This is a genomic window from Microbacterium sp. NPDC056052 (assembly GCF_042266785.1).
GTDB lineage: Bacteria > Actinomycetota > Actinomycetes > Actinomycetales > Microbacteriaceae > Microbacterium.
Genome location: NZ_JBHJWV010000004.1, coordinates 165,381 through 186,728, shown reverse-complemented (window position 1 = coordinate 186,728; position 21,348 = coordinate 165,381). Strand labels below are relative to the sequence as shown.

General features: G+C 68.8%; 18 protein-coding genes and 1 pseudogene. 9 read left to right on the top strand and 10 right to left on the bottom strand.

The window, feature by feature from the left end; genetic code table 11:
* Positions 1-88 precede the first annotated feature (88 nt).
* From ACFC1J_RS09840 to ACFC1J_RS09830, 3 genes are all read right to left on the bottom strand, one after another.
* The gene (locus ACFC1J_RS09840; RefSeq protein WP_375904824.1) at positions 89-469 is read right to left on the bottom strand and encodes a DUF779 domain-containing protein; all 381 of its coding nucleotides are present in this window, start codon (positions 467-469) and stop codon (positions 89-91) included.
* Positions 470-594: 125 nt separating this feature from the next.
* Positions 595-2,145, bottom strand: a complete 1,551-nt coding sequence (locus ACFC1J_RS09835) for an aldehyde dehydrogenase family protein (protein WP_375904822.1) — start codon at positions 2,143-2,145, stop codon at positions 595-597.
* Positions 2,146-2,405: 260 nt separating this feature from the next.
* Entirely contained in the window at positions 2,406-3,734 is a 1,329-nt protein-coding gene (locus ACFC1J_RS09830; protein ID WP_375904820.1) for a GAF domain-containing protein, read from the bottom strand.
* A gap of 143 nt (positions 3,735-3,877) precedes the next feature.
* Here ACFC1J_RS09830 and ACFC1J_RS09825 point away from each other — a divergent pair.
* From ACFC1J_RS09825 to ACFC1J_RS09815, 3 genes and pseudogenes are all read left to right on the top strand, one after another.
* A pseudogene (locus tag ACFC1J_RS09825) lies at positions 3,878-4,186 on the top strand (PadR family transcriptional regulator); the annotation flags it as partial.
* Between the two features lie 125 nt (positions 4,187-4,311).
* The gene (locus tag ACFC1J_RS09820; RefSeq protein WP_375904818.1) at positions 4,312-5,415 is read left to right on the top strand and encodes a hypothetical protein; all 1,104 of its coding nucleotides are present in this window, start codon (positions 4,312-4,314) and stop codon (positions 5,413-5,415) included.
* 3 nt (positions 5,416-5,418) lie between these two features.
* A complete protein-coding gene (locus ACFC1J_RS09815) occupies positions 5,419-5,619 on the top strand; it encodes a hypothetical protein (RefSeq protein WP_375904816.1) in 201 nt (66 codons plus the stop codon).
* Positions 5,620-5,702: 83 nt separating this feature from the next.
* On the opposite strand, the gene ACFC1J_RS09810 is transcribed toward ACFC1J_RS09815, so the two are convergent.
* Together ACFC1J_RS09810 and ACFC1J_RS09805 are read right to left on the bottom strand one after the other, a co-directional pair.
* Positions 5,703-7,145 (bottom strand): CCA tRNA nucleotidyltransferase, encoded by a 1,443-nt coding sequence (locus ACFC1J_RS09810; RefSeq protein ID WP_375904815.1) that lies wholly within the window; start codon positions 7,143-7,145, stop codon positions 5,703-5,705.
* A gap of 37 nt (positions 7,146-7,182) precedes the next feature.
* Positions 7,183-7,485, bottom strand: coding sequence for a hypothetical protein (locus ACFC1J_RS09805; RefSeq protein ID WP_375904813.1), 303 nt, complete (start codon positions 7,483-7,485; stop codon positions 7,183-7,185).
* 159 nt (positions 7,486-7,644) lie between these two features.
* On the opposite strand from ACFC1J_RS09805, the gene ACFC1J_RS09800 reads away from it, so the two are divergent.
* On the top strand, positions 7,645-9,498 hold the full coding sequence (locus tag ACFC1J_RS09800; protein WP_375904811.1) for an alkaline phosphatase family protein: 1,854 nt from the start codon (positions 7,645-7,647) through the stop codon (positions 9,496-9,498).
* Positions 9,499-9,561: 63 nt separating this feature from the next.
* Here ACFC1J_RS09800 and ACFC1J_RS09795 read toward each other — a convergent pair whose 3' ends face one another.
* Positions 9,562-10,617: an LLM class flavin-dependent oxidoreductase gene (locus tag ACFC1J_RS09795; protein WP_375904809.1), complete on the bottom strand. Its 1,056-nt coding sequence runs from the start codon at positions 10,615-10,617 to the stop codon at positions 9,562-9,564.
* 127 nt (positions 10,618-10,744) lie between these two features.
* Entirely contained in the window at positions 10,745-12,295 is a 1,551-nt protein-coding gene (locus tag ACFC1J_RS09790) for a methyltransferase (RefSeq protein ID WP_375904807.1), read from the bottom strand.
* A 149-nt stretch (positions 12,296-12,444) separates the two neighbouring features.
* Here ACFC1J_RS09790 and ACFC1J_RS09785 point away from each other — a divergent pair, with 149 nt between their 5' ends.
* The 5 genes from ACFC1J_RS09785 (at position 12,445) to trxA (ending at position 18,384) form a co-directional block, all read left to right on the top strand.
* Positions 12,445-14,679 (top strand): DUF6049 family protein, encoded by a 2,235-nt coding sequence (locus ACFC1J_RS09785; protein ID WP_375904806.1) that lies wholly within the window; start codon positions 12,445-12,447, stop codon positions 14,677-14,679.
* On the top strand, positions 14,672-16,285 hold the full coding sequence (gene murJ / locus ACFC1J_RS09780) for a murein biosynthesis integral membrane protein MurJ (protein ID WP_375904804.1): 1,614 nt from the start codon (positions 14,672-14,674) through the stop codon (positions 16,283-16,285). Before ACFC1J_RS09785 ends, murJ begins: the two co-directional genes overlap by 8 nt.
* 22 nt (positions 16,286-16,307) lie before the next feature.
* Complete coding sequence (locus ACFC1J_RS09775) at positions 16,308-16,955, top strand: IMPACT family protein (RefSeq protein WP_375904802.1); 648 nt, start codon at positions 16,308-16,310, stop codon at positions 16,953-16,955.
* Between the two features lie 80 nt (positions 16,956-17,035).
* Positions 17,036-17,989, top strand: coding sequence for a thioredoxin-disulfide reductase (gene trxB / locus ACFC1J_RS09770; protein WP_375904800.1), 954 nt, complete (start codon positions 17,036-17,038; stop codon positions 17,987-17,989).
* 71 nt (positions 17,990-18,060) lie between these two features.
* Positions 18,061-18,384: a thioredoxin gene (trxA, locus tag ACFC1J_RS09765; RefSeq protein ID WP_292717765.1), complete on the top strand. Its 324-nt coding sequence runs from the start codon at positions 18,061-18,063 to the stop codon at positions 18,382-18,384.
* 446 nt (positions 18,385-18,830) lie between these two features.
* Here trxA and ACFC1J_RS09760 read toward each other — a convergent pair whose 3' ends face one another.
* From ACFC1J_RS09760 to ACFC1J_RS09750, 3 genes are all read right to left on the bottom strand, one after another.
* On the bottom strand, positions 18,831-19,169 hold the full coding sequence (locus ACFC1J_RS09760) for a tryptophan synthase subunit alpha (RefSeq protein WP_105689053.1): 339 nt from the start codon (positions 19,167-19,169) through the stop codon (positions 18,831-18,833).
* Positions 19,170-19,271: 102 nt separating this feature from the next.
* The gene (locus ACFC1J_RS09755; RefSeq protein WP_375904797.1) at positions 19,272-20,249 is read right to left on the bottom strand and encodes a ParB/RepB/Spo0J family partition protein; all 978 of its coding nucleotides are present in this window, start codon (positions 20,247-20,249) and stop codon (positions 19,272-19,274) included.
* Positions 20,249-21,172, bottom strand: coding sequence for a ParA family protein (locus tag ACFC1J_RS09750; RefSeq protein ID WP_375904795.1), 924 nt, complete (start codon positions 21,170-21,172; stop codon positions 20,249-20,251). The genes ACFC1J_RS09755 and ACFC1J_RS09750 overlap by 1 nt, the downstream gene beginning before the upstream one ends.
* Between the last annotated feature and the right edge of the window lie 176 nt (positions 21,173-21,348).

Genomic DNA, 21,348 nt, shown 5'->3' with positions numbered 1-21,348 from the left:
TGTAGGCACGGGTCGGCGATTCTCGGGAGTTCCGACGCCGAGACGTGACCTCGACCGCAGATCTTCCTGCGGCGCGATGCTCGCTCATTCACGCCAAAGCGAAGTGCTCCAGCTCGGCCTGATCGAGCATCCGCGAGCGGGTCAGGAACCGCTTGCCGGTCGGCGACTCGACGCTGAAGCCGGATCCGCGACCGGCGACGACATCGATCGTGAGGTGCGTGTACTTCCAGTACTCGAACTGCGACTCCGACATGTAGACCGGCACCGTCTCGTCGAGACCCACCTCGAGATCGCCCAGCAGCACGTCACCGGATCCGGTCAGGAACATCCCCACCGGGTAGCACATGGGCGCCGATCCGTCGCAGCAGCCCCCTGACTGGTGGAACATCAGCGGACCGTGCTGCACGGTGAGCGTGCGCAGCAGCGCCGCCGCCTCCTCCGAGACGTCGACGCGGTGGAACTCGGGCATCGCCCACTCCTCTCGTGTGTGCTCCACCGGTCGTTGAGCGCGTCGAAACGCGGCGCCCTGTCGAGCTCGCCGCGTTTCGGCTCGCCTTCGGCTCGCTCAACGACCGGGGCGGAGACGGATCCGGATCAGAAGAAGCCCATCGGCCCCTCGGCGTACGAGACGAGGAGGTTCTTCGTCTGCTGGTAGTGGTCGAGCATCATCTTGTGGTTCTCGCGGCCCACGCCCGACTGCTTGTACCCGCCGAACGCGGCGTGCGCCGGGTACTGGTGGTAGGTGTTCGTCCAGACGCGGCCCGCTTCGATCGCACGCCCGGCGCGGTACGCCGTGTCTCCACTGCGGCTCCAGACGCCGGCGCCGAGGCCGTAGAGCGTGTCGTTCGCGATCGAGATCGCATCGGCGAAGTCGGAGAAGCTCGTGACCGACAGCACCGGTCCGAAGATCTCCTCCTGGAAGATCCGCATGTCGTTGGTGCCCTCGAACACGGTCGGCGCGACGTAGTAGCCCTCGCTGAGATCGCCGCCCAGGTCCACCCGCTCCCCTCCGGTGAGGAGCTTCGCGCCGCCCTGCTTCCCGATGTCGATGTAGCTGAGGATCTTCTCGAGCTGGTCGTTCGACGCCTGCGCGCCGATCATCGTGGTGAGATCCAGCGGGTTGCCCTGCACGACCTTCTTCACGCGCTCGAGGCCGTCGGCGAGGAAGCCGTCGTAGATCGAGCGCTGGATGAGCGCGCGCGAGGGGCAGGTGCACACCTCGCCCTGGTTCAGCGCGAACATCGTGAAGCCCTCGAGCGCCTTGTCGTAGTACGGGTCGGAGGTCGAGCTCGCGACGTCCTCGAAGAAGACGTTGGGGCTCTTGCCTCCGAGCTCGAGTGTGACCGGGATCAGGTTCTGCGAGGCGTACTGCATGATCAGGCGGCCGGTCGTGGTCTCGCCGGTGAACGCGACCTTGCGGATCCTCTTGTGCTGCGCGAGGGGAGCCCCGGCCTCGATGCCGAAGCCGTTGACGATGTTCACGACGCCCGCGGGGAGCAGGTCGCCGATGATCTCGAACAGGAACAGGATCGATGCCGGGGTCTGCTCGGCCGGCTTGATGACGACGCAGTTGCCCGCGGCGAGCGCCGGAGCGAGCTTCCACGTGGCCATGAGCAGCGGGAAGTTCCACGGGATGATCTGACCGACCACGCCGAGCGGCTCGTGGAAGTGGTAGGCGACGGTGTTCTCGTCGAGCTGGCTGATCCCGCCCTCCTGCGCGCGCAGAACCCCGGCGAAGTAGCGGAAGTGATCGACCGCGAGCGGGATGTCGGCTGCGAGCGTCTCGCGCACGGGCTTGCCGTTCTCCCACGTCTCGGCGATCGCGATCGCCTCGAGGTTCTGCTCGATCCGGTCGGCGATCCTGTTCAGGACGTTGGCGCGCTCGGCGGGACTGGTCTTGCCCCAGCTCGCGAACGCCTTCCAGGCGACGTCGACGGCGCGGTCGATGTCCTCGCTCGTGCCGCGGCCGACCTCGGTGAACGGCTTGCCGTTGACGGGGCTGATGTTCTCGAAGTACTGGCCCTTGACGGGTTCGACGAACTCGCCGCCGATGTAGTGCCCGTAGCGCGGGCGGTAGTTCGCGAGCGCGCCCGGCTGCCCTGGTGCCGCATAGGCGGTCGACACGGTCTCCTCGATGATGGTCATCGCGTCTCCTTCGACGTTCCGCGGCTGCATCGCCGCGCGGGTTGATGTGTGCCTCGACGGTAGGCGCGCGGAGGTTGCACGCCGGTGCGTCACGTTGCAACGGGTTGCAGACGCTGCCCGATGAGGCCGGCGCCCTTCGTCTCGTCGCTGCGCTCCTCGCTCAGGGACCGTTGCCTGGCGCGCTCCCACCGGTCCCTGAGCGAACGAAGCGCCCGGTCCCTGAGCGAGCGAAGCGAGACGAAGGGCGGCCTGGATCCGGGTCAGGCCTGCTCGAGGCGCTCGATCCGGCCGACCAGGCCCGCCCGCTTCGGCGAGCGCGCGGGCAGGAGCTCCAGGCAGAGCCGCAGGACCTCGGCGTCTTCGGATCCCTCGGGGATCTCGGCGTATGACAGCAGCACGTCGATGCTGGCCTCGGTGCGCATCGTCTCCCGCAGTGTCGAGCGCACGGTCTCGCGGTACTCCTCCACGCCGGGGGAGGTCGAGTCCGGCAGCACAGGGCCGCGGTAGGCCGAGAGAGCCACCCGGTGCGCCCCTCGGTCGAGGAGCGACAGCACGTCCTGCGCGTCGGTCTCCAACGGCACGGGCAGCCGATACGGACGCGACTCGGGCACCAGCGCAGGCCAGATCCGCTCCAGAGCCTTCCGCAGGCGCACCATCTCGGGCCGCAGCGTGTCGGCCGAGGAGCCCTCCCCGTAGACCAGCTCGGCGAGGCGTTCGGCGGACAGGCCCTGCCGGTGCACAGCGAGCAGCAGCAGGATCTCCGCGTGCCGTGCGCTGAGCTCGACCACGCGCTCGCCGTCGCCTCCCGAGACCTCGAGCCTGGCTCGATCCCTGCCCAGGACCCGCAGGGCGGCTCGGTCCGGCACGGGGCGTCGACGTGACGCCGGAGCGGCGGGAACCGCGGGCTCGGCCCTGGCCCGCAGCCGCGCCACGAGCAGCTCGGCCTCGACCGCGCGGGCGGTGGCGTCGACGAGCATGCGGGCCTGCGGACTCGCCGCCTCGGATCCGCCGGTCACATCGATCACGCCGAGGATGCGCCGATCCTCCGGATCGAACACGGGTGCGGCGGTGCACGACCAGGGCTGCACCAGGCGGTTGTAGTGCTCGGCCCCGTGGATCTGCACCGAGGCGCCGAGCTCGAGCGCCGTACCGGGAGCGGACGTGCCGACCGCTCGCTCCGACCAGTTCGCGCCCGCGACGAAGCCCATCTCGCCGGACAGGATCCGCTGGTTCAGGTCGCCCTCGACCCACAGCAGGCGGCCTGCGTGGTCGCCGACCGCGACGATGACGCCCGCGTCGTCGGCGGATCCGGGGAGCAGCAGCGCGCGAATGGTGTCCATCGCGCCCGCGAGCGGATGCGCGCGCCGGTAGGCATCGAGGGCGTCCGCCGTGAAGTCGAGCGGAGGGAGCCCTTCGGCGCCGACCCTCTGGCGCCAGGCCCTCTCCCACGACTCTCGCACGAGCGAGCGCACGTTCTGCAGCCGGCCGTCGGCGATGTTGCCTGCGACCAGTTCCTCGTGCGCGCGCTCGATGAGCAGGCGCGACGCCGCGGGCGCAGGCTCGCGGGCGGGCTGCCAGCCAGAGGACACAGGGTCTCCGATCATCGGCGACGGAGTGGGTCCAGTGTACGACCGCGGAGCGACCCTGGGACTGTGGCGCGCTCGGTACTACTGTGTGTCGCGTGGTAGTGTGCGGAGCGACGCAGCCACGGGGACGTGGCGGAGGAGGCGGAATGGATACGACGCAGCTGCTCAAGGGCGTGCTGGATCTCGCGGTGCTCGCCGTCGTGCGCGACGAGGACGGGTACGGCTACGACATCGTGCGCCGCCTCCGCGACGCCGGAATCGGCGATGTCGGCGATGCCTCGGTCTACGGAACCCTGCGCCGCCTCTATTCCGGCGGCGCGCTCTCGAGCTATGTGGTGCCCTCCGACGGCGGACCGCACCGCAAGTACTACGCGATCACGGCGCAGGGCAAGCACATGCTCGACGAGCAGATCGCGACCTGGTCGCACTTCGCCGTGGCCATGTCGGGGCTGCTCGCCCCCCACGTCCCACCCGCGGCCGCCGCTCCGCCCGGACCCGCCGCGGCCGCCGGCGCCGCAGCACCCGCCCTGTTCCATCCCCCCGCCGAACCCACCGGGATCCTCTCCGAAGGAGCGCAGCGATGAACGAAACCACCCTGAGCGCCGCGGAACGGATCCGCGCGTTCGCCGACGCCGTCCGCGCACAGCTCGCAGACCTGCCCGCCGAAGAAGTCGACGACCTCGTCGACGGCCTCGTCGGGGACCTCACGGATCAGGCCGCCGACCACGACGGTGCGATCGATCTGGGCGATCCGGCCGCGTACGCCGAGGAACTGCGCTCCGCGGCCGGCCTGCCCGAGCGAGGTCCGACCCCGGGGACGAAGGCGCCGTGGCACGAACGCCTCGCCGCGGTGGCAGGACGGGCAGCGGGGCGGATCCGGTCCTCGGCGTTCGGCGCCTGGCTGCTGGATCTGCTGATCGCATTGCGCCCCGTGTGGTGGGTGCTGCGCGGCCTGGTACTGGCAGCGCTCATCGCCATTCCGGCCGGCCTCGGCCCGCGAACGATCGCCGGCTTCGGCGGTTTCCTTGCGCAGGTGTTCACCTGGGTTCTCGTGGCGATGATCGTCCTCGTGAGCGTGCAGTGGGGCCGCGGCCGCTGGCTGCCGAGGAACGCACTGCGACACGTGCGCACGGTCGCCAGCATCGTCGCCGTGATGTTCCTGCCCCTGCTCTCCTCCCCCGTGATGTTCGGAGTGTGGAACCAGAACGTCGACCCGTCGAACGCGGGCTACACGCCGCCGCCCGGCCTGCTGCTCGACGGCAATCGGATCGGCAATCTGTTCGTCTACGACAAGGACGGCAACCTCGTCGAGGGGGCTCAGCTGTATACGAACCGGGGCACACCCGTGAACCTGCTCGGCGAAGAGAGCGAGAACATGGACGACGCGATGGGGTGGATCACCGACAACGAAAGCCAGAACACCGTCGTGCCGATGCGCGATGCCCAAGGACGACCCGTCTGGAACGTCTACCCGCTGCCCCTTCGCAGTTTCAAGGACATCCAGGGCGGCAGTCACGGCTCTGTCATCACGCCCCAGCCGCCGTTCCTGCGCGCGCCGGATCGCGCGCTCACCGTCGCGCCCGCGCCCACGCCGGGCTCGACGACGCCGCCCACGCCGACACCGTCGCCACGGCCATCCGACGCCGTGCCGAGCCCGTCGCCGACCCCCACCCCGGCGGGCTGAGCGATGGCCGCGCCACGGATCGTCTCGATCGATCTCACGCACCTCGTGGAAGCCGCACTGCGCGGCGAACACGAGGGCCAGGACGGCGGTGTCCCCCATCACGAGGAGGCCACCGAAGTCCAGTACACGACCGACCGCGTGTCGAACTCAGTCGATTCGGGGGCAAAGGCTGCGACTTCGGCCGCCATCCCCCGAAACGACTGAGTTTCGTACCAGCAACAACCCGGGCGATCGACTCGACGGCATCCCAGAAGCCCCGGATCCGCTCCGTCAGGGCGCGCTGAACCTCAGCCGCGCGCGGCCCACCAGTCGCGCAGGCGCTGCTCGGCGGCCTCGGGGCCGATGAGGCCCTCGTCGAGGCGCAGCTCGAGCAGGAAGCGGTACGCCTCGCCGACCTCGCGGCCCGGGGCGATGCCGAGGATGCGCTGCACGTCGTTGCCGTCGAGCTCGGGACGGATCGCGTCGATCTCCTCCTGCTCGCGCAGGGTCGCGATCCTCGCCTCGATGTCGTCGTAGGCCGCGGCGAGGCGACCGGCCTTGCGCTTGTTGCGCGTGGTGACGTCGGCGCGGGTGAGGATGTGCAGCCGCTCGAGCTGGTCGCCGGCGTCGCGGACGTAGCGGCGGACGGCGGAGTCGGTCCACGCGCCCTCGGCGTAGCCGAAGAAGCGCAGGTGCAGCTCGATGAGCTTCGCCACGGCGTCGGTCGAGTCCTTGTCGAACCGCAGCGCCTGCAGCCTCTTGCGGGCGAGCCGGGATCCCACCACGTCGTGGTGGTGGAAGCTCACGACGCCACCCGGTTCTAGCTTGCGGGTGCGCGGCTTGCCGATGTCGTGCAGCAGCACCGCGAGACGCAGCACCGCATCGGCCGGCTCGTCCGGGTGACGCGCGTGCTCGAGCGCGATCGCCTGCTCGAGCGCGGTCAGGGAGTGCTCGTAGACGTCCTTGTGGTGGTGATGCTCGTCGATCTCGAGCCGAAGCGCGCTCACCTCGGGCAGGAACTCGTCGATGAGCCCGGTCTCGACGAGCACGCGGATCCCGCGCACCGGATCGTCGGACTGCAGCAGCCGGAACAGCTCGGATTGGATGCGCTCCGGGCTCACGATGCTCAGCGTCGACCGCAGGTCCGACATCGCGGCGAGCGTGCGCTCCTCGATGCCGAATCCGAGCTGCGCGCTGAACCGTGCCGCACGGAGCATGCGCAGCGGGTCATCGCCGAAGCTCACCTCCGGGGTGGTCGGGGTGCGCAGGACGCCGACCAGCAGATCCTCCACTCCCCCGGTGGGATCCACGAGCTTCTGCTGCGGGACGAGGAACGCCATGGCGTTGACCGTGAAGTCGCGGCGCACGAGGTCGCCCTCGATGTCATCCCCGAACGAGACGACGGGCTTGCGCGTGACGCCGTCATACGCGTCCGCCCGGTAGGTCGTGATCTCGACCTGCTCGGAGGGACCGTCGGGCGAGGGGACCTTGGCGCCGATCGTGCCGAACTCCCGGCCGATGTCCCACTGCGTGGTCGAGATCGGCGTGACGATGCGGAGGATGTCGTCGGGACGAGCGTTCGTGGTGAAGTCGAGATCGTGCGTGGGGCGGCCGAGCAGCGCGTCGCGCACCGGACCGCCTACCACGGCGAGGTCGAACCCGGCCTCGGCGAACGCCGTCGCCAGGGTCCGCACGACCGGATTCTCGGCGAGGGCGCCCAGGCGCGCGAGGGAATCGGCCATGTTGAGCATGGTTTCCAGGGTACCCGGGCGCGCTCGGCCCGTGCCGTCAGAAGGTCGGGCCGGTCGAGCCGGGAAACGGGGTGCCGCCCACGTCGCGGATCGCCTGCTGCTGGGCCTTGATCTGCCGGATGATCATCGTGCTGAGCACCAGCGATCCGATGAGGGCGAGCGCCACGAGGATCCACACGCCGACGTCGGGATCGACGAGCTTGAGCACATAGACCACGATGACCGCACCGGCCAGCATCGCGCCCTCGATGCAGGCGAACGCCACGAACATGCGGGAGCGCTTGCGGGCGAACTCCTCGGTGATGCGGCGCACCTGCGCCTGGGTCGAGTAGTCGGTCATGTCGGACAGCGTAGGCGACGCCGTGCGGCCGCCTCCTCTGCCAGGCCGCCGCGGCGTCTACGGGGTATCCCGTGGATGGGGCCGCGGGTGTCGCGAAGGATCCGCAGGGAGCCGTTCGCAGCCTGTAGGAACCGTTCGCCCGCTCAGTAGGATCGCGGCATGGTCAGACGCAAGAACTCCCCCGCCTCGGGCGACGGCAGGTCAGGATCGCAGGGCAACGCCGCCGATGCGCCGGAAAGCACACCCGCCGCGGCAGAGAGCAGCACGGACGGTGCCCCTCAGGGCGGTACACGCTCCCGTCGCGACTTCCTCCGGATCGGTGGCCTCACCGCCGCCGGCGCGGTGGTCGGCGGCGGGGCCGGTGCCGCGATCGGATACGGCCTCGGCCAGCGCGAGGGGTTCCAGGAGGCGATGGACGACTACGGAGCCCTTGCGCCCCGCCACGCTCCGGGCTTCGACCACATCGTCGTGCTCATGGGCGAGAACCGTTCCTTCGACAACCTGCTCGGCTATCTCTACACGAAGGACGATCTGCCCGAGGGACAGGAGTTCGACGGCCTGGCGTTCGGGGAGTACTACAACGAGCTCGACGGGCAGCGTTACGACGCGCACGTCTATGAGGGTCCGACCGACACGATCATGACCTGGCCGGATCCGGATCCGGGCGAGATGTATCCGCACGTCAACACGCAGCTGTACAACACGATCGACCCGGCCAGCAATGCCGAGCTCTACAACGGCGGGCTCTCGGCTCCCTACAACGAGCCCGCCGACGGCACGGAGCCGACGATGACCGGCTTCGTCACCGACTACATGGTGAACGTCATGCGCCTCAAGCACGGCAAGTCCCCGACCCAGGACGAGCTGTCGCGCATCATGGGTTCGTTCTCGCCGGAGATGCTGCCGACCGTGTCGACTCTGGCTCGCGAATTCGCCGTGTTCGATCACTGGTTCTGCGCGGTGCCCTCGCAGACCTTCTGCAACCGTTCCTTCTTCAACGCCTCGACCTCGCACGGTCAGGTCACCAACCACGAGGGCGGCGACTACGCCAAGTGGCTGAACGCGCCGAAGTCGCCGACGATCTTCAACCGCCTCGAGGAGTCGGGTCTCAGCTGGAAGATCTACTTCGACGAGGTGCAGATGGTGTCCTTCACCGGCGTCCTGCACGCGCCGGTGCTCGAAGAGTTCTGGCGCACCGAGCATTTCGGCACGATGGACGACTTCTACGCCGATGTCGAGCACGGCGAGCTGCCGGCGTACGCCTTCGTCGAGCCGCGGATGATCTACGACCACAACGACTTCCATCCGCCGTTCGGCAGCCGCCGCGAGACGGATCTGGAGGATGAGGACACGGCGCTGATCAACAGTGCCTATTCCGATGTGCGTGCCGGCGATGACCTGGTGCACGACATCTACGACGCGATCCGCACGAGCAAGTCGCCGAAGGGATCCAACGCGATCAACACGCTGCTGCTGATCACCTTCGACGAGCACGGCGGCACGTACGACCACGTGGCGCCGCCCAAGGCAACCCCGCCCGACAACTCCGGCAAGGGGGAGATGGGCTTCGCGTTCGATCGCCTCGGATGCCGCGTGCCCGCGATCGCCGTGTCCGCCTACACGCGCAGGGGCACGGTCATCAACGACCAGATGCATCACGGATCCGTGATCGCGACCCTCACTCGCCTGCACGGCCTGAAGCCGCTGACTCGTCGAGACGCGACCGCGAACGATCTGTTCCAGGTGATCAACCTGGACAAGCCCCGTCACCCCTCGGATTGGCCGGTCACCCAGTCCCGGTTCCTGCCGCCCAATCCCGAATCGAAGCCGGCTCATCCCGCGCACACGCACGCGAAGAAGCCGCTGACTCCGCCGGCGGAAGGCTTGCTCGGTCTGCTGCTGGCGCGCTACGGCCTGCCCGGCGACGAGCAGCCGCAGACCTTCATGGATGCGTACAACCTGCTGCACAAGCACGGGAAGAACATCTTCGGCCCGCCGGATCAGGAGGGCTGAGCGGAGACGTCGAGGGGGCGGGCATCGTCATGATGCCCGCCCCCTCGACGCATGAGTCCGGGCTCAGACCGGGTCGCCCTGCACCGGTCCCTCGGTGTTCGGCTTCCAGCCCAGTGCCGGCGCCACGTGCTCGGCGAACGCCTGCAGCACGTGCAGGTTGTATTCGGGGCCGAGCTGGTTCGGGATCGTCAGCATGAGGGTGTCGGCCGCCATCACAGCCTCATCCTGCTTCAGCTGCGAGATGAGCACGTCCGGCTCGGCCGCGTAGGTCTTGCCGAACGTGGAGCGGAACCCGTCGATCACGCCGATCTGGTCTCCGTTCTCCTCGCTGCGCAGCCCGAAGTACGCCCGATCCTGATCGCTGATGAGCGGGAACACGCTGCGGCTCACCGACACCCGGGGCCTGCCGGTGTGGCCGGCTTCCTTGTAGGCCGCGCGGAACAGGTCGATCTGCTCGCGCTGCAGCTCGTGGAACGGCTGGCCGGTCGCCTCCGTGACGAGCGTCGAGCTCATCATGTTGAGGCCCTTCCGGCCGGTCTCCTCCGCGGTCGCACGGGAACCGGATCCCCACCAGATGTGATCGCGCAGGCTCGTGGAGCGCGGCTCCACCGAGAGGTAGTGACCCTCCCCGACCATGCGCGGATCGCCGGGTGCGATGCCGGCGCCGTCGATCGCCTCCAGGAACAGGTCGAACTTGTCGCGGGCCAGCACGCTGCCGCGCTCGCGATCCTCCTCGTCGACGTAGCCGAACGCCTCATAGCCGCGCAGCGCGGTCTCGGGTGAGCCACGGCTCACGCCGAGGGCGATCCGTCCGTCGGCGATGAAGTCGAGCGCGGCGGCCTCCTCGGCGAAGTACAGGGGGTTCTCGTAGCGCATATCGATCACGCCCGTGCCGACCTCGATGCGCTTCGTGGTCGCGGCCATCGCCGACAGCAGCGGCATGGGCGAGGCGGCCTGTCGCGCGAAGTGGTGCACGCGCACGTAGGCGCCGTTCACGCCGAGCTCGTCGGCGCCTTGCGCGATCTCGATGGTCTGGTGCAGCATCTCCCCGGCCGTGCGGGTGACGGATCCGGGCACGTTCGCATAGTGCCCGAAGGAGAGGAATCCGAAAGCCTTCATAATTCATTCAAACGCATAAATCCACCCCTGCATTCCCTATTCACCGATCCGCGAGACTCCATCTGGGCGACGAGACTGCGGTTCTGTGGTGCAGTTTCGTCGCCCAGTTGGAGTCTCGCAGTGTCCTTCATCGGTCGGTCGGGATCAGGAAGCCATCCGTCACGAGCACGCGCAGGCGCGGCTCGAGATCGGTCCAGAGGTCGACGAGCGGCACCTCGAAGAGGTCCGCGAGCGCGGCGGCGATCTGCGTGACGCTGAGGTCGCCGTCGCACGCTCCCACGAAACCGGCGAGCGCGGGGTCGACGGAGATCGTGCGCCCGAAGCCCCCGCCCTGGCGCAGCTCGATCACGCTCGGCGCCTCCTGACCGGGCATGTGGTGGCGGGCCTCGGTCACATCGGAGGCGACGAGCAGCACATTCGGGATCCCGTCGGCGAGCGCGTCGTACCCGGCGAGTCCGTCACGGAATGCCCGGCCCACGCTCGTCACGGGCTGCGGAAGCGACTCGAAGCGACGGAGCGGGCTGCCGGCGGCCTCGGCCGCAGGCCTGCGGATCAGTACGTACCCGAACCCGATCTCGGTCACGCCGCGGTCGGCGAAGTCGGCCAGCCACGCGTCCAGGAGCGACTCGAAGGCGGCGTCCCGGGGCGTCGTCCCGCCGTCGCGGATCCACAGCTCCGCGTATCCGAGCGGCGACATCGTCTCGCGCTGCACGACCCAGGCGTCCAGTTCTGGCGCGATCCACGATTCCAGGCGCCGGATCCCCAGCGTCCCGGTCCCTGAGCCTGTCGAAGGGCCGATGGACTCCCAGTTGCCGAGGAGCTGCGCGGATCCCCCCGGCATGAGATGCGCCGGAGCCTGCGTGACGAACGCCTCGACGAGCGCATCACCCACGAGCCCGCCATCGCGGTACTCGTATTCGGGCACGCCGGCGCCGCGCGGCGTGATCACGAACGGCGGGTTCGACACGATGAGCCCGAAGCTCTCCCCGGCGACCGGCTCGAACATGCTGCCCTGACGGAACTCGATGTTGTGGACGCCTGCGAGCATCGCGTTGAGCTCGGCGTAAGCGAGGGCGCGCGCGGAGATGTCCGTGGCGATGACGGTTCCGGCATGCCGCGAGACGAGCAGCGCCTGTATTCCGCAGCCCGTGCCGAGATCCAGCGCCCGTTCGACCTCGACCGGCATCACGAGCGACGCGAGGGTGCGGGAGGCGCCGCCGACGCCGAGCACGTGGTCGGGCGGCAGAGCGCCGCCCCCGTCCATGTGGTGCAGGGCGAGCTCGTCGAGGTCGCTCGCGATCCACCACTCCCCAACGCCGTCGGCGTCGACGAACGACTGCGGCCGGATCAGGGCGGCCGGCACCACGCGCCCGTCCTCGCGATAGCCGAGTCCCAGGGTCTCGAGCCCATCGAGGCCCGTACGTGCGAGCGCCGCCGCGACGTCGGCCTCGGGCTGCGGCATGCCCAGCACGAACAGGCGCCCGAGCGCGGCCAGCGCATCGGTGCGGCCCTCGATCGCGCGCAGCAGCGGCGAGCGGATGCCGCGGGCGAGGGCGTCGTCGGCCTCCGCGCCCCACGCGGCCCGCAACGGCTCCGAGCGCAGGTCGGCGGCGTCGAGGTCGGCGGCGAGCGCCGCGCACAGCACGGAATCGGGACGGGGCAGCAGATGTCGGACCACGGCGTCAGCCTACGCGCGACGCCGCGCGCGTACCCGCTGACGGGACGGGGGTGCCGGATACCCTGCCCGCCTCCAGGGATCGGCGCGGCGCGCCGCCTAGAATCTCAGGGTCAGCACTCCCCGCGCCCCGCGCGCCCGACGGATCCCCGATGACTTCCACTCAGAACGAACCTGCCCCCCTGCGACAGCGCCTGCGCCGTGCCGCCGGGGCCCTCCTCGTCGCGCTGAGTCTGGGGCTCCCCCTGGCCGCGGCATCGCCCGCGGCGGGTGAGGAGACGCCCACGCCGAGTCCGACGCAGACACCGCAGCACGCGGGCGTGCAGCTCTCCCTACAGCCGGACGGGAACGGAAGCTATGCATCCGGGGCGCCACTGACAGCGACGCTCACCCTCCGCAACGACGCCACGACCGGCCTCGGAGCAGGCATCGTGCACCTCGAGCTCGGACGTTCTCCGCTCGGCGATCGGGGGGCCGTGGGCGCCTGGCTGGACGGATCCGGCGCCGCCCCCGCTTTGAGCCCGATCGGCGACGTGAACACCACCGTGCTGGACGCGGAAGGAAACTCCCGCACCCAGGTCGTGGTCCCGGCGACGGACGTCGGTGCGCTCGCCCCCGGCGTCTACCCGTTGCAGGCACGGTTCGAGGCCACTCCGGCGTCGGCGGATGTTCCCGCGCCGGCTCCCGCGCGCAGCGCCCTCGTGGTCGCTCAGGGGGCGACGGCGACGGTCATCACGGTCGTCCCCATCACCGCGGCCCCGTCCGGGAGCCTGCTGAGCGCCGCCGAGCTCACCGCCCTCACCGCGCCCGCCGGCGCACTCACCGCGCAGCTGAACGGCGTGGCCGGCACTCCGGCTGTGCTCGCCGTCGACCCTTCCATCCCGGCAGCGATCCGGGTGCTCGGCGCGGGCGCACCGGCAACGGCGACAGCATGGCTGGCGCGGCTCGAGGCCCTGCCCAACGAGCGTTTCGCGCTGCAGTTCGGCGATGCGGATACCACGGCCCAGGCGGCGGCCGGAATGACGGTCCCGCTCACGGTCGACGACTTCGACCCCTTCCTCAACCCGACGGGCAAGACTCCGACGACGCCCGCCCCGACCCCGACCCCGACACCGACGTCGACCGCGGCGCCGGGGCAGGGCCCGGTGTCGTCCGGTGCGATCGCCGGCGCCCGCACCGACATCCTGTGGCCACGCGGTCAGGTGACTGCGGCTCAGGTCGCGACGATGTCGCACTACGGTGCATTGGGGGCCGGCACCGTGCCGATCCTCCCGTCGACATCCTTCACCGCGGGAGCGAAGGATGCGCCCGTGGCCTCCCGCGGCACCGTGGGCGGGACACCGGTACTCGTCAGCGACGAGGCCGTTTCGGAGGCACTGAGTTCCGCCGCAGAGCAGTCGGACGCGACGGCGCGCGGCGGGGCGCTGACCGAGGCGAACGCGATGCTGTGGTTCGACGCCCCGGGTTCGACGGTGCTCGCGGGGCTCTCCCGTGCCGACGCACGGTCGGAGGAGGGGCTGTCCAGCGCCGCCACCGCGTTCAGCGGCGGACAGGACGGCCGGCTCGACCGCGTGCTTTCCACCGCCCCCGCGGACCTGACCGTATCAACGGAATCGGCCGAAGACCGGGCCGCCGCCGTGTCCGCACTGAACGAGGACGCCGACCACCTGGCCCAGTTCGCCACGATCCTGGATCGCCCCGCCGACCTCACCGTGCGCGAGCGCATCTCGATCATGCGCCTGCTCGGCGTCGGCGTGCACACGACGCCCGACGACTTCGCCGCTGCTCTCGACACCCATCGCAAGGCGACGCGGACCACCATGGCCGCGGTCGGGATCCAGCCATCGAACCCGATCCTGATCAGCCCGAAAGTGGACGTGCCGGTATGGGTGCGCAACGACCTGCCGTATCCGGTCCGCGTCACGCTCAACGTGTCCTCCAGCGACAGCCGCATCGATGTGCCCGCCACCACCAAGGTCGAGGCTCAGCCCTCCAGCACCTCGCGGGTACGACTCCCCCTCGAATCGCATGTGGCGAACACCGAGCTCACGCTCACCATGACCCTGACGAGCCCGACCGGCGTCGCGATCGGGCCGGCGCAGTCGGCACGGCTCACGATCCGTGCGGAGTGGGAGACCATCGGCCTGATCGTCTTCGGCAGCCTCGGCGTCCTCCTCATCGGCGCCGGGATCGTCCGCACGATCCGCCGCCGCAAGGCCGCTGCCGCCAAGCATGCCGCAGAAGGCATGGAGGGATCCGCCGAGGCTGAGGAGGAGCCGGGGAGCTCCCGGGACGAGGCCTCGGATCCCGTGGATGAGACGCAGACCCAGACCCTCGCAGAGGGAAATGCCGGATCCAGTCCGGCGGACAGGGAGACCGATGAGTAGCCTCGGCCGGGCGAGCGCACTGCTCGCAGCGGGCACGATGGTGTCCCGCATCACGGGGCTGCTGCGCACGATCGTGCTGGTCCAGGTGATCGGTGCCGTCGGCACGGCGTCGGATGCTTTCAGCCTCGCGAACCAGCTGCCCAACGACGTCTTCTCTCTGATCTCCGTCGGCGTGCTCACGGCCGTCCTCGTTCCGCAGATCGTCCAGGCGACCACTCATCGCGACGGCGGCAGCGCCTTCATCTCCAAGATCTTCACGGCGGGAACCGTGGTTCTCCTCGTGACCACCGCGCTGGCGATGCTGGCTGCGCCGTGGCTGGTCGGCCTCATCGCGAGCGGGAGGCCCGCGGCGCAGGTAGAGCTCGCGATCGCGTTCGCGTATTGGTGTCTGCCGCAGATCTTCTTCTACGGGCTGTATGCGCTCATCGGCGAGACCTTGAACGCGCGAAGGATCTTCGGCCCGTTCACCTGGGCCCCTGTGCTGAACAACATCGTTTCGATCGCCGGCTTCGTGGTGATCGGACTGATGTTCGGCGCCCCGCTGCGCAACGTCGATGACTGGACGCCGGATCGGATCGCGTGGCTTGGCGGAATCGCCACGCTCGGTATCGCGGTGCAGGCGATCATCCTGCTCGTGTTCTGGCCGAAGACCGGACTCTCACTGCGGCCGGATTTCCGTTGGCGCGGCGTGGGGCTGGGCAATGTCGTCAAGCTCGCCGGGTGGACCATGCTCATGGCGCTGTCCAGCCTGGCTGCCGGCTTCTACCAGCACCGCATCGCGATCGACGCTTCGGGTCACGATCCGTCGATCACGGTCATGAACAACGCCTGGCTGATCTTCATGCTCCCGTACTCGGTGATCGTCATGTCGATCGGCACCCCCTACTTCACCCAGCTCAGCGAGCATGCGCATGCAGGTCAGGACGCGGAAGTCCGCACGGACATCGGCCGCAGCATCCGCACCGTGGGATTCTTCCTGACGGGCGCCCTGGCGGCGGTGCTCGCGGCGGCGATCCCCGCCTCCCGGATCTTCACCGACAACGCCACGGAGGCACGTGCGGCGGCACTCGTGCTCGTCGCCTACCTGGTGGCGCTCCTCCCTCTCGCAGTGCTGTTCATCATCCAGCGCACGTTCTACGCCTACGGCGACACCCGCACGCCCTTCTTCTTCACGATCTTCCAATGCGTCCTCATCGTCGCGACCGCGTTCGGAGCGAAGTTGCTGCACGACGGTGGCGTGGTGCCGCTGTCCGGGCTGGCTGCGACCATCGCGCTGGGCCAGTCGCTGTCCAGCATCGCGCAGACGATCGTCGCCACGACCCTGCTGCACCGGCGCCTGGGCGGTCTCGGAACCGCGAGCTGGCTCCTTGCGCTCGGACGCTTCATCCTCGCCGCCGCGCCCGCCGCGGCGGCGGGCTGGGGCGTGTTCCTGCTGCTCGGCGGAACCGATGGCTGGACCACGGCCAACTTGTTCGCTGGTGCCGTGGGCTGCCTGATCATCGCCGCAGTCGTCCTCGTCGTCTACATCGCCCTGCTCGCCCTGCTGCGCGCTCCGGAGCTCGACGCCCTGAAGGGCCTCGGGCGGCGCTTCGCGCCGTCCCGATGAGCGCCACTGTCCGCACGCCGTCATGACGCGCTCCTACCCCGACACGATCGCCGCGCCCGTCACGCGCGAGCTGGTCGTGAAGAAGTCTCGCTTCATCGCCCACCTGGTCCCTGTCCGTTCTGTGGCCGAGGCGGACGAGGTCATCGCCTCCGTCCGCCGGCAGTACTGGGACGCGCGCCACAACTGCACCGCGATGGTGACCGGCGTGACAGGCGACCAGGCGCGCTCCTCCGATGACGGCGAACCCTCCGGCACGGCAGGGATCCCGATGCTCGAGGTGCTGCGACGCCGCGGCCTCACCGACGTGGTCGCCGTCGTCACCCGGTACTTCGGCGGCGTGAAGCTCGGTGCAGGCGGGTTGATCCGGGCCTACTCGACAGCAGTCTCCGACGCTCTGGACGATGCTGCGCTGCTGCATCGTCGTGAGCTCCTCGAGGCGCGCGTCGACGTGCCGCACGCGGACGCCGGGCGGATCGACAACGGTCTCCGGGACTGGGCCCATGCACATGGAGCCTCGTTCGGCGAGGTCGTGTACGGATCCTCGGCGTCGTTCACACTCTGGGTCCCGCCTTCCGACCGCACCCTGCTCGTCGACGACCTCGCCGCCTGGTCGGCGGGATCCCTCTCCCCCGTCTTCGGCGAAACCCGCGTCGTCGACGTCACCGCCTGATTCCTGCAAGCACCGTGCCCAGCTCCGCGGAATGCCGCGCCGGTACCATGTGTTGAAGCGTGCGACAGCAAGGAGAGGCAATGCGACAGGTCATCATCATCGGTTCGGGACCTGCGGGATTCACCGCGGCGATCTACGCGGCTCGCGCGAACCTGAATCCGGTTCTCGTGGCGAGCTCGGTCGAGGTCGGAGGCGAGCTGATGAAGACCACCGAGGTCGAGAACTTCCCCGGCTTCCCCGAGGGTATTCAGGGCCCCGACCTGATGGCCAAGATGCAGGAGCAGGCCGAGAAGTTCGGCACCGAGGTCCTCTACGACGACGTCACCGAGCTCGAGCTCGACGGCGAGATCAAGAAGGTCACGCTCGGCAGCGGCACCGTCCTCGAGGCGGCATCCGTGATCTACGCGACCGGATCCGCCTACCGCACGCTGGGCATCCCGGGCGAGGAGCGCCTCTCCGGCCACGGCGTCTCGTGGTGCGCGACCTGCGACGGCTTCTTCTTCCGCGAGCGCACGATCGCCGTCGTCGGCGGCGGGGACTCGGCCATGGAGGAGGCGACCTTCCTCACCAAGTTCGCCTCGAAGGTCTACATCATCCACCGCAAGGACTCGCTCCGCGCCTCGAAGATCATGCAGGAGCGTGCCTTCGCGAACGACAAGATCGAGTTCATCTGGAACAGTGCGGTCGAGGAGGTCCTCGGCGACGACGCGACCACCGGCGTGCGTCTGCGCAACACGGTCGACGGCACCATCACCGACCTCCCGGTCGACGGACTGTTCATCGCGATCGGCAACGACCCGCGCACCCACCTCGTGCACGGCAAGCTCGACCTGACCGCCGAGGGAACGATCTGGGTCGATGGGCGCACCTCGCGCACTTCCGTCCCCGGCGTATTCGCGGCCGGTGACGTGATCGACCCGACCTACCGCCAGGCGATCACCGCAGCCGGATCCGGCACCGTCGCAGCCCTCGACGTGGAGCACTTCCTCGCCGCTCTCTCGGACGGAAGGTCCGCCGAGACGGTTCTCGTCTAGGCCACGGGAACACTTCAGCCCCTCTCGCTGTTGACGCCTCTGAGCGTCTCACGCTTTCACAAAGGAGAATCATGACTGCCAAGGCAACCAGCCAGGCGACCTGGGAGCAGGACGTGCTTCAGGCCGATGGCCCCATTCTGGTCGACTTCTGGGCCGAGTGGTGCGGTCCCTGTCGCATGGTCGCGCCCGTCCTGGACCAGATCCAGTCCGAGAACGGCGACAAGATCACCATCCTCAAGCTCAACGTGGACGAGAACCCCGATCTCGCCATGAAGTACCAGATCACGTCGATCCCGGCGATGAAGGTCTTCCAGGGCGGCGAGGTCAAGACCACGATCATCGGCGCCAAGCCGAAGTTCGCCCTCGAGCAGGATCTGGCCGCGTTCCTCGGCTGATCCCGCCCGATCGCTTCGAAGCCCGCTCTCCTCCGGAGGGCGGGCTTCGTCGTTCGCGTGATGTTTCACGTGAAACACGCCACTCCCCTGCCGTTAGCCCTGACATGTCTCCAGACCAGGGCCTGATGGTTTCACGTGAAACGGCCGGTGTGGCGAACACCATGGCAGCCTGCCTCGCGCGAGCGACGGGGACCAGCCCATCCGACGGCGGACATCTCCCTATGATCGCGGTCACCCCCTCGCGCCACGCTGAGACTCCGCCTCAGGCGCGAGGGAGGGGCAGGATGTTCGGTTCGAAGAGAAGGCTCGCCGAGCTGATCGAGCGGCTCAGGCCGGATCTGGGTACGGAATCGCTCGGCGTCGGACCGGACTTCCCCGGCGTTCACGTCAGGGCGCCACCGGGGATTCTGCGATGTTTCACGTGAAACGTCGCTGAACCGAGTCCGTCAGGGACGGGCGTCGTCTGCGAGCAGATCCCACCGACGGTACTTCGGCCCGTCGCCGAGCAGGCCCCAGACGATCGGGGTGAGTTCCGGGTAGTCGAGGGCGATCCGACGGAGCACGTCGAAGTTGCCGGCCTCGTCCGGGCGGACACCACCGCTCTCGACGATCTCATCGGCGCGCAACAGGAAGACGACCAGCTCATCGACGCTGGGCAGCTCCTCCATGAAGGCCCACGGGTCCTCTCCCCCGAGCAGCCGCTCCTGGACGAGGACAGCCAACTCATCCGCCGCTTCGGCGCGCAGCACTTCGAGGCTGGCACGACGGGTCGGAGATTCAGTCACCCCCCAAGCCTACGCGGATCGGGATGAACGAAGGCCCGGAGGATCCGCTCGCGCAGATCATCACCGGGCCTCCGAAGCGGGCGAGGGATGCAGGGCGGTCCCTTAGGAACCGAATCCTTCTTCGCCGATCTCGGAAAGGATGCGATTCAGGTCCTGGATCGATGCGAACTCGATCTTGACCTGGCCTTTCCTTGCTCCCAGAGCGATCTGGACACGAGTGTTCAGGCGATCGCCGAGCTTCCCTGCGACGTCATCCAGATAGGCACGGCGTGCGCCGGCCTGCGGCTTGACCGACCTCGCGACAGTGCCCGCGGCAGCGATCGTCTTCGCGGCCTCCTCGGTGGCGCGCACCGAGAGATCCTCATTCACGACCTTGTCCGCCAGCCGCTGCATGAGGTCGGCATCATCCAGGGACAGGATCGCCCTCGCGTGCCCGGCCGACAGCACGCCGGCGGCGACGCGCTGCTGCACGGGAACCGGCAGGCGCAGCAGGCGGATCGTGTTGCTCACCTGCGGTCGCGAACGGCCGATGCGCTGCGCAAGGGCCTCCTGCGTGATGCCGAAGTCCTCGAGCAGCTGCTGGTAGGCGGATGCCTCCTCCAAGGGGTTCAGCTGCGAACGGTGCAGGTTCTCGAGCAGCGCGTCGCGCAGTAGATCCTCGTCCGCCGTCTCGCGCAGGATCGCGGGAATGGACTCCAGCCCGGCCTCGCGCGCCGCACGGGTGCGCCGCTCCCCCATGATGAGCTCGTACTTGCCGTCTTCGTTCTGACGCACCACGACGGGCTGCAGCACACCGAACTCCCGCACGCTGTGCACGAGCTCCGCGAGGTCTCCCTCATGGAAGTGCGTACGCGGCTGGCGCGGGTTCGGCACGATATCGTGCGGATCCACGCGGATCAAACGAGCACCGGGCACCGCGATGAGGTCCTCTTCCGGCTCCGACACCGTGACTGCCGCGGCGGAATCCGGCGCCGCCTCGATGCGTGCGCCCGGGAAGAACACGTCGACAGGACGCTCCGTGGCATCCGAGGTGGGGATGAGTGCGCCGATCCCCCGGCCGAGTCCTGTGCGTTTGGCCATCAGTGCCCCTTCTCGTTTTCGGTCGCCCGACGGGCGATCTCCACTGCTGCTTCCCGGTAGGCGACCGCACCCACCGACTGTCCGTCGTAGGCGATCACCGTCTGACCGAAACTCGGGGCCTCGGAGACGCGCACCGAGCGCGGGATCACGGTGTCCAGGACCTCGTCAGGGAAATGACCGCGCACCTCCTCCGCGACCTGCTGGGCGAGACGCGTGCGTCCATCGAACATCGTCAGAAGAATCGTCGACATGGTGAGCTCCGGATTCAGATGCTTCTGGATCATCCGGATGTTGCCGAGCAGCTGGCTCAGGCCCTCCAATGCGTAGTACTCGCACTGAATCGGGATCATGACCTCGGTCGCCGCCGTGAACGCGTTGATCGTGAGCAAGCCCAGCGAAGGCGGGCAGTCGATGATCACGACGTCGGCGGGGTGCGCAGCCAGGTAGTCGTTGAGTGCAGTACGCAGACGATGCTCTCTCGCGACCTGGGACACAAGCTCGATCTCCGCGCCAGCAAGATGGATCGTGCTCGGGGCGCACAGCAGATTCGGCGATTCCGGGCTCTCCTGCACGACATCCGCAAGGGGGACATCGCTGATCAGGACGTCGTAGATGCTCTGCAGGTCCGCCGTGTGCGGCACCCCTAGTGCTGTCGAGGCGTTCCCCTGCGGATCCAGGTCGATCACGAGGACCTTCGCGCCGAGATCGGCCATCGCCGCAGCGATGTTCACCGCGGTCGTCGTCTTGCCGACGCCGCCCTTCTGATTCGAGATCGTGAAGACGCGCGTCGGTCCATCGAAACGAACCGTGACGGAATCCAGTGCCCTGCGGCGAGCGGTCAGATCCGCGAGTTCTCGCGCCAGGGGGGTGTCCACGCCGTATCCAGCAGTCGAGGTGCTTGAGGACTGTTTCACGTGAAACATCCACTCCTTTCGACGATCTCCGACGCGGAAACGACGGAGTCTCCACTCTAACTTGTGCGGCCGACAATCCCCTCCCGTGTCCACGAATCGGGGTGATGTTTCACGTGAAACATGGGTGAGGGAAGGGCTTCGACCCCATGAGTCCGTCGTCCTTGTTTCGCGGCTCGTTGAGTACC

Bases quoted from the DNA above. Each gene is read 5' to 3' on its own strand.
- ACFC1J_RS09810 (WP_375904815.1), bottom strand. From the start codon at position 7,145: ATGCTCAACATGGCCGATTCCCTCGCGCGCCTGGGCGCCCTCGCCGAG.
- trxA (WP_292717765.1), top strand. From the start codon at position 18,061: ATGACTGCCAAGGCAACCAGCCAGGCGACCTGGGAGCAGGACGTGCTT.
- ACFC1J_RS09805 (WP_375904813.1), bottom strand. From the start codon at position 7,485: ATGACCGACTACTCGACCCAGGCGCAGGTGCGCCGCATCACCGAGGAG.
- ACFC1J_RS09835 (WP_375904822.1), bottom strand. From the start codon at position 2,145: ATGACCATCATCGAGGAGACCGTGTCGACCGCCTATGCGGCACCAGGG.
- ACFC1J_RS09815 (WP_375904816.1), top strand. From the start codon at position 5,419: ATGGCCGCGCCACGGATCGTCTCGATCGATCTCACGCACCTCGTGGAA.
- ACFC1J_RS09800 (WP_375904811.1), top strand. From the start codon at position 7,645: ATGGTCAGACGCAAGAACTCCCCCGCCTCGGGCGACGGCAGGTCAGGA.
- ACFC1J_RS09840 (WP_375904824.1), bottom strand. From the start codon at position 469: ATGCCCGAGTTCCACCGCGTCGACGTCTCGGAGGAGGCGGCGGCGCTG.
- ACFC1J_RS09785 (WP_375904806.1), top strand. From the start codon at position 12,445: ATGACTTCCACTCAGAACGAACCTGCCCCCCTGCGACAGCGCCTGCGC.
- ACFC1J_RS09775 (WP_375904802.1), top strand. From the start codon at position 16,308: ATGACGCGCTCCTACCCCGACACGATCGCCGCGCCCGTCACGCGCGAG.
- ACFC1J_RS09755 (WP_375904797.1), bottom strand. From the start codon at position 20,249: ATGGCCAAACGCACAGGACTCGGCCGGGGGATCGGCGCACTCATCCCC.
- trxB (WP_375904800.1), top strand. From the start codon at position 17,036: ATGCGACAGGTCATCATCATCGGTTCGGGACCTGCGGGATTCACCGCG.
- ACFC1J_RS09820 (WP_375904818.1), top strand. From the start codon at position 4,312: ATGAACGAAACCACCCTGAGCGCCGCGGAACGGATCCGCGCGTTCGCC.
- ACFC1J_RS09750 (WP_375904795.1), bottom strand. From the start codon at position 21,172: ATGTTTCACGTGAAACAGTCCTCAAGCACCTCGACTGCTGGATACGGC.
- ACFC1J_RS09795 (WP_375904809.1), bottom strand. From the start codon at position 10,617: ATGAAGGCTTTCGGATTCCTCTCCTTCGGGCACTATGCGAACGTGCCC.
- murJ (WP_375904804.1), top strand. From the start codon at position 14,672: ATGAGTAGCCTCGGCCGGGCGAGCGCACTGCTCGCAGCGGGCACGATG.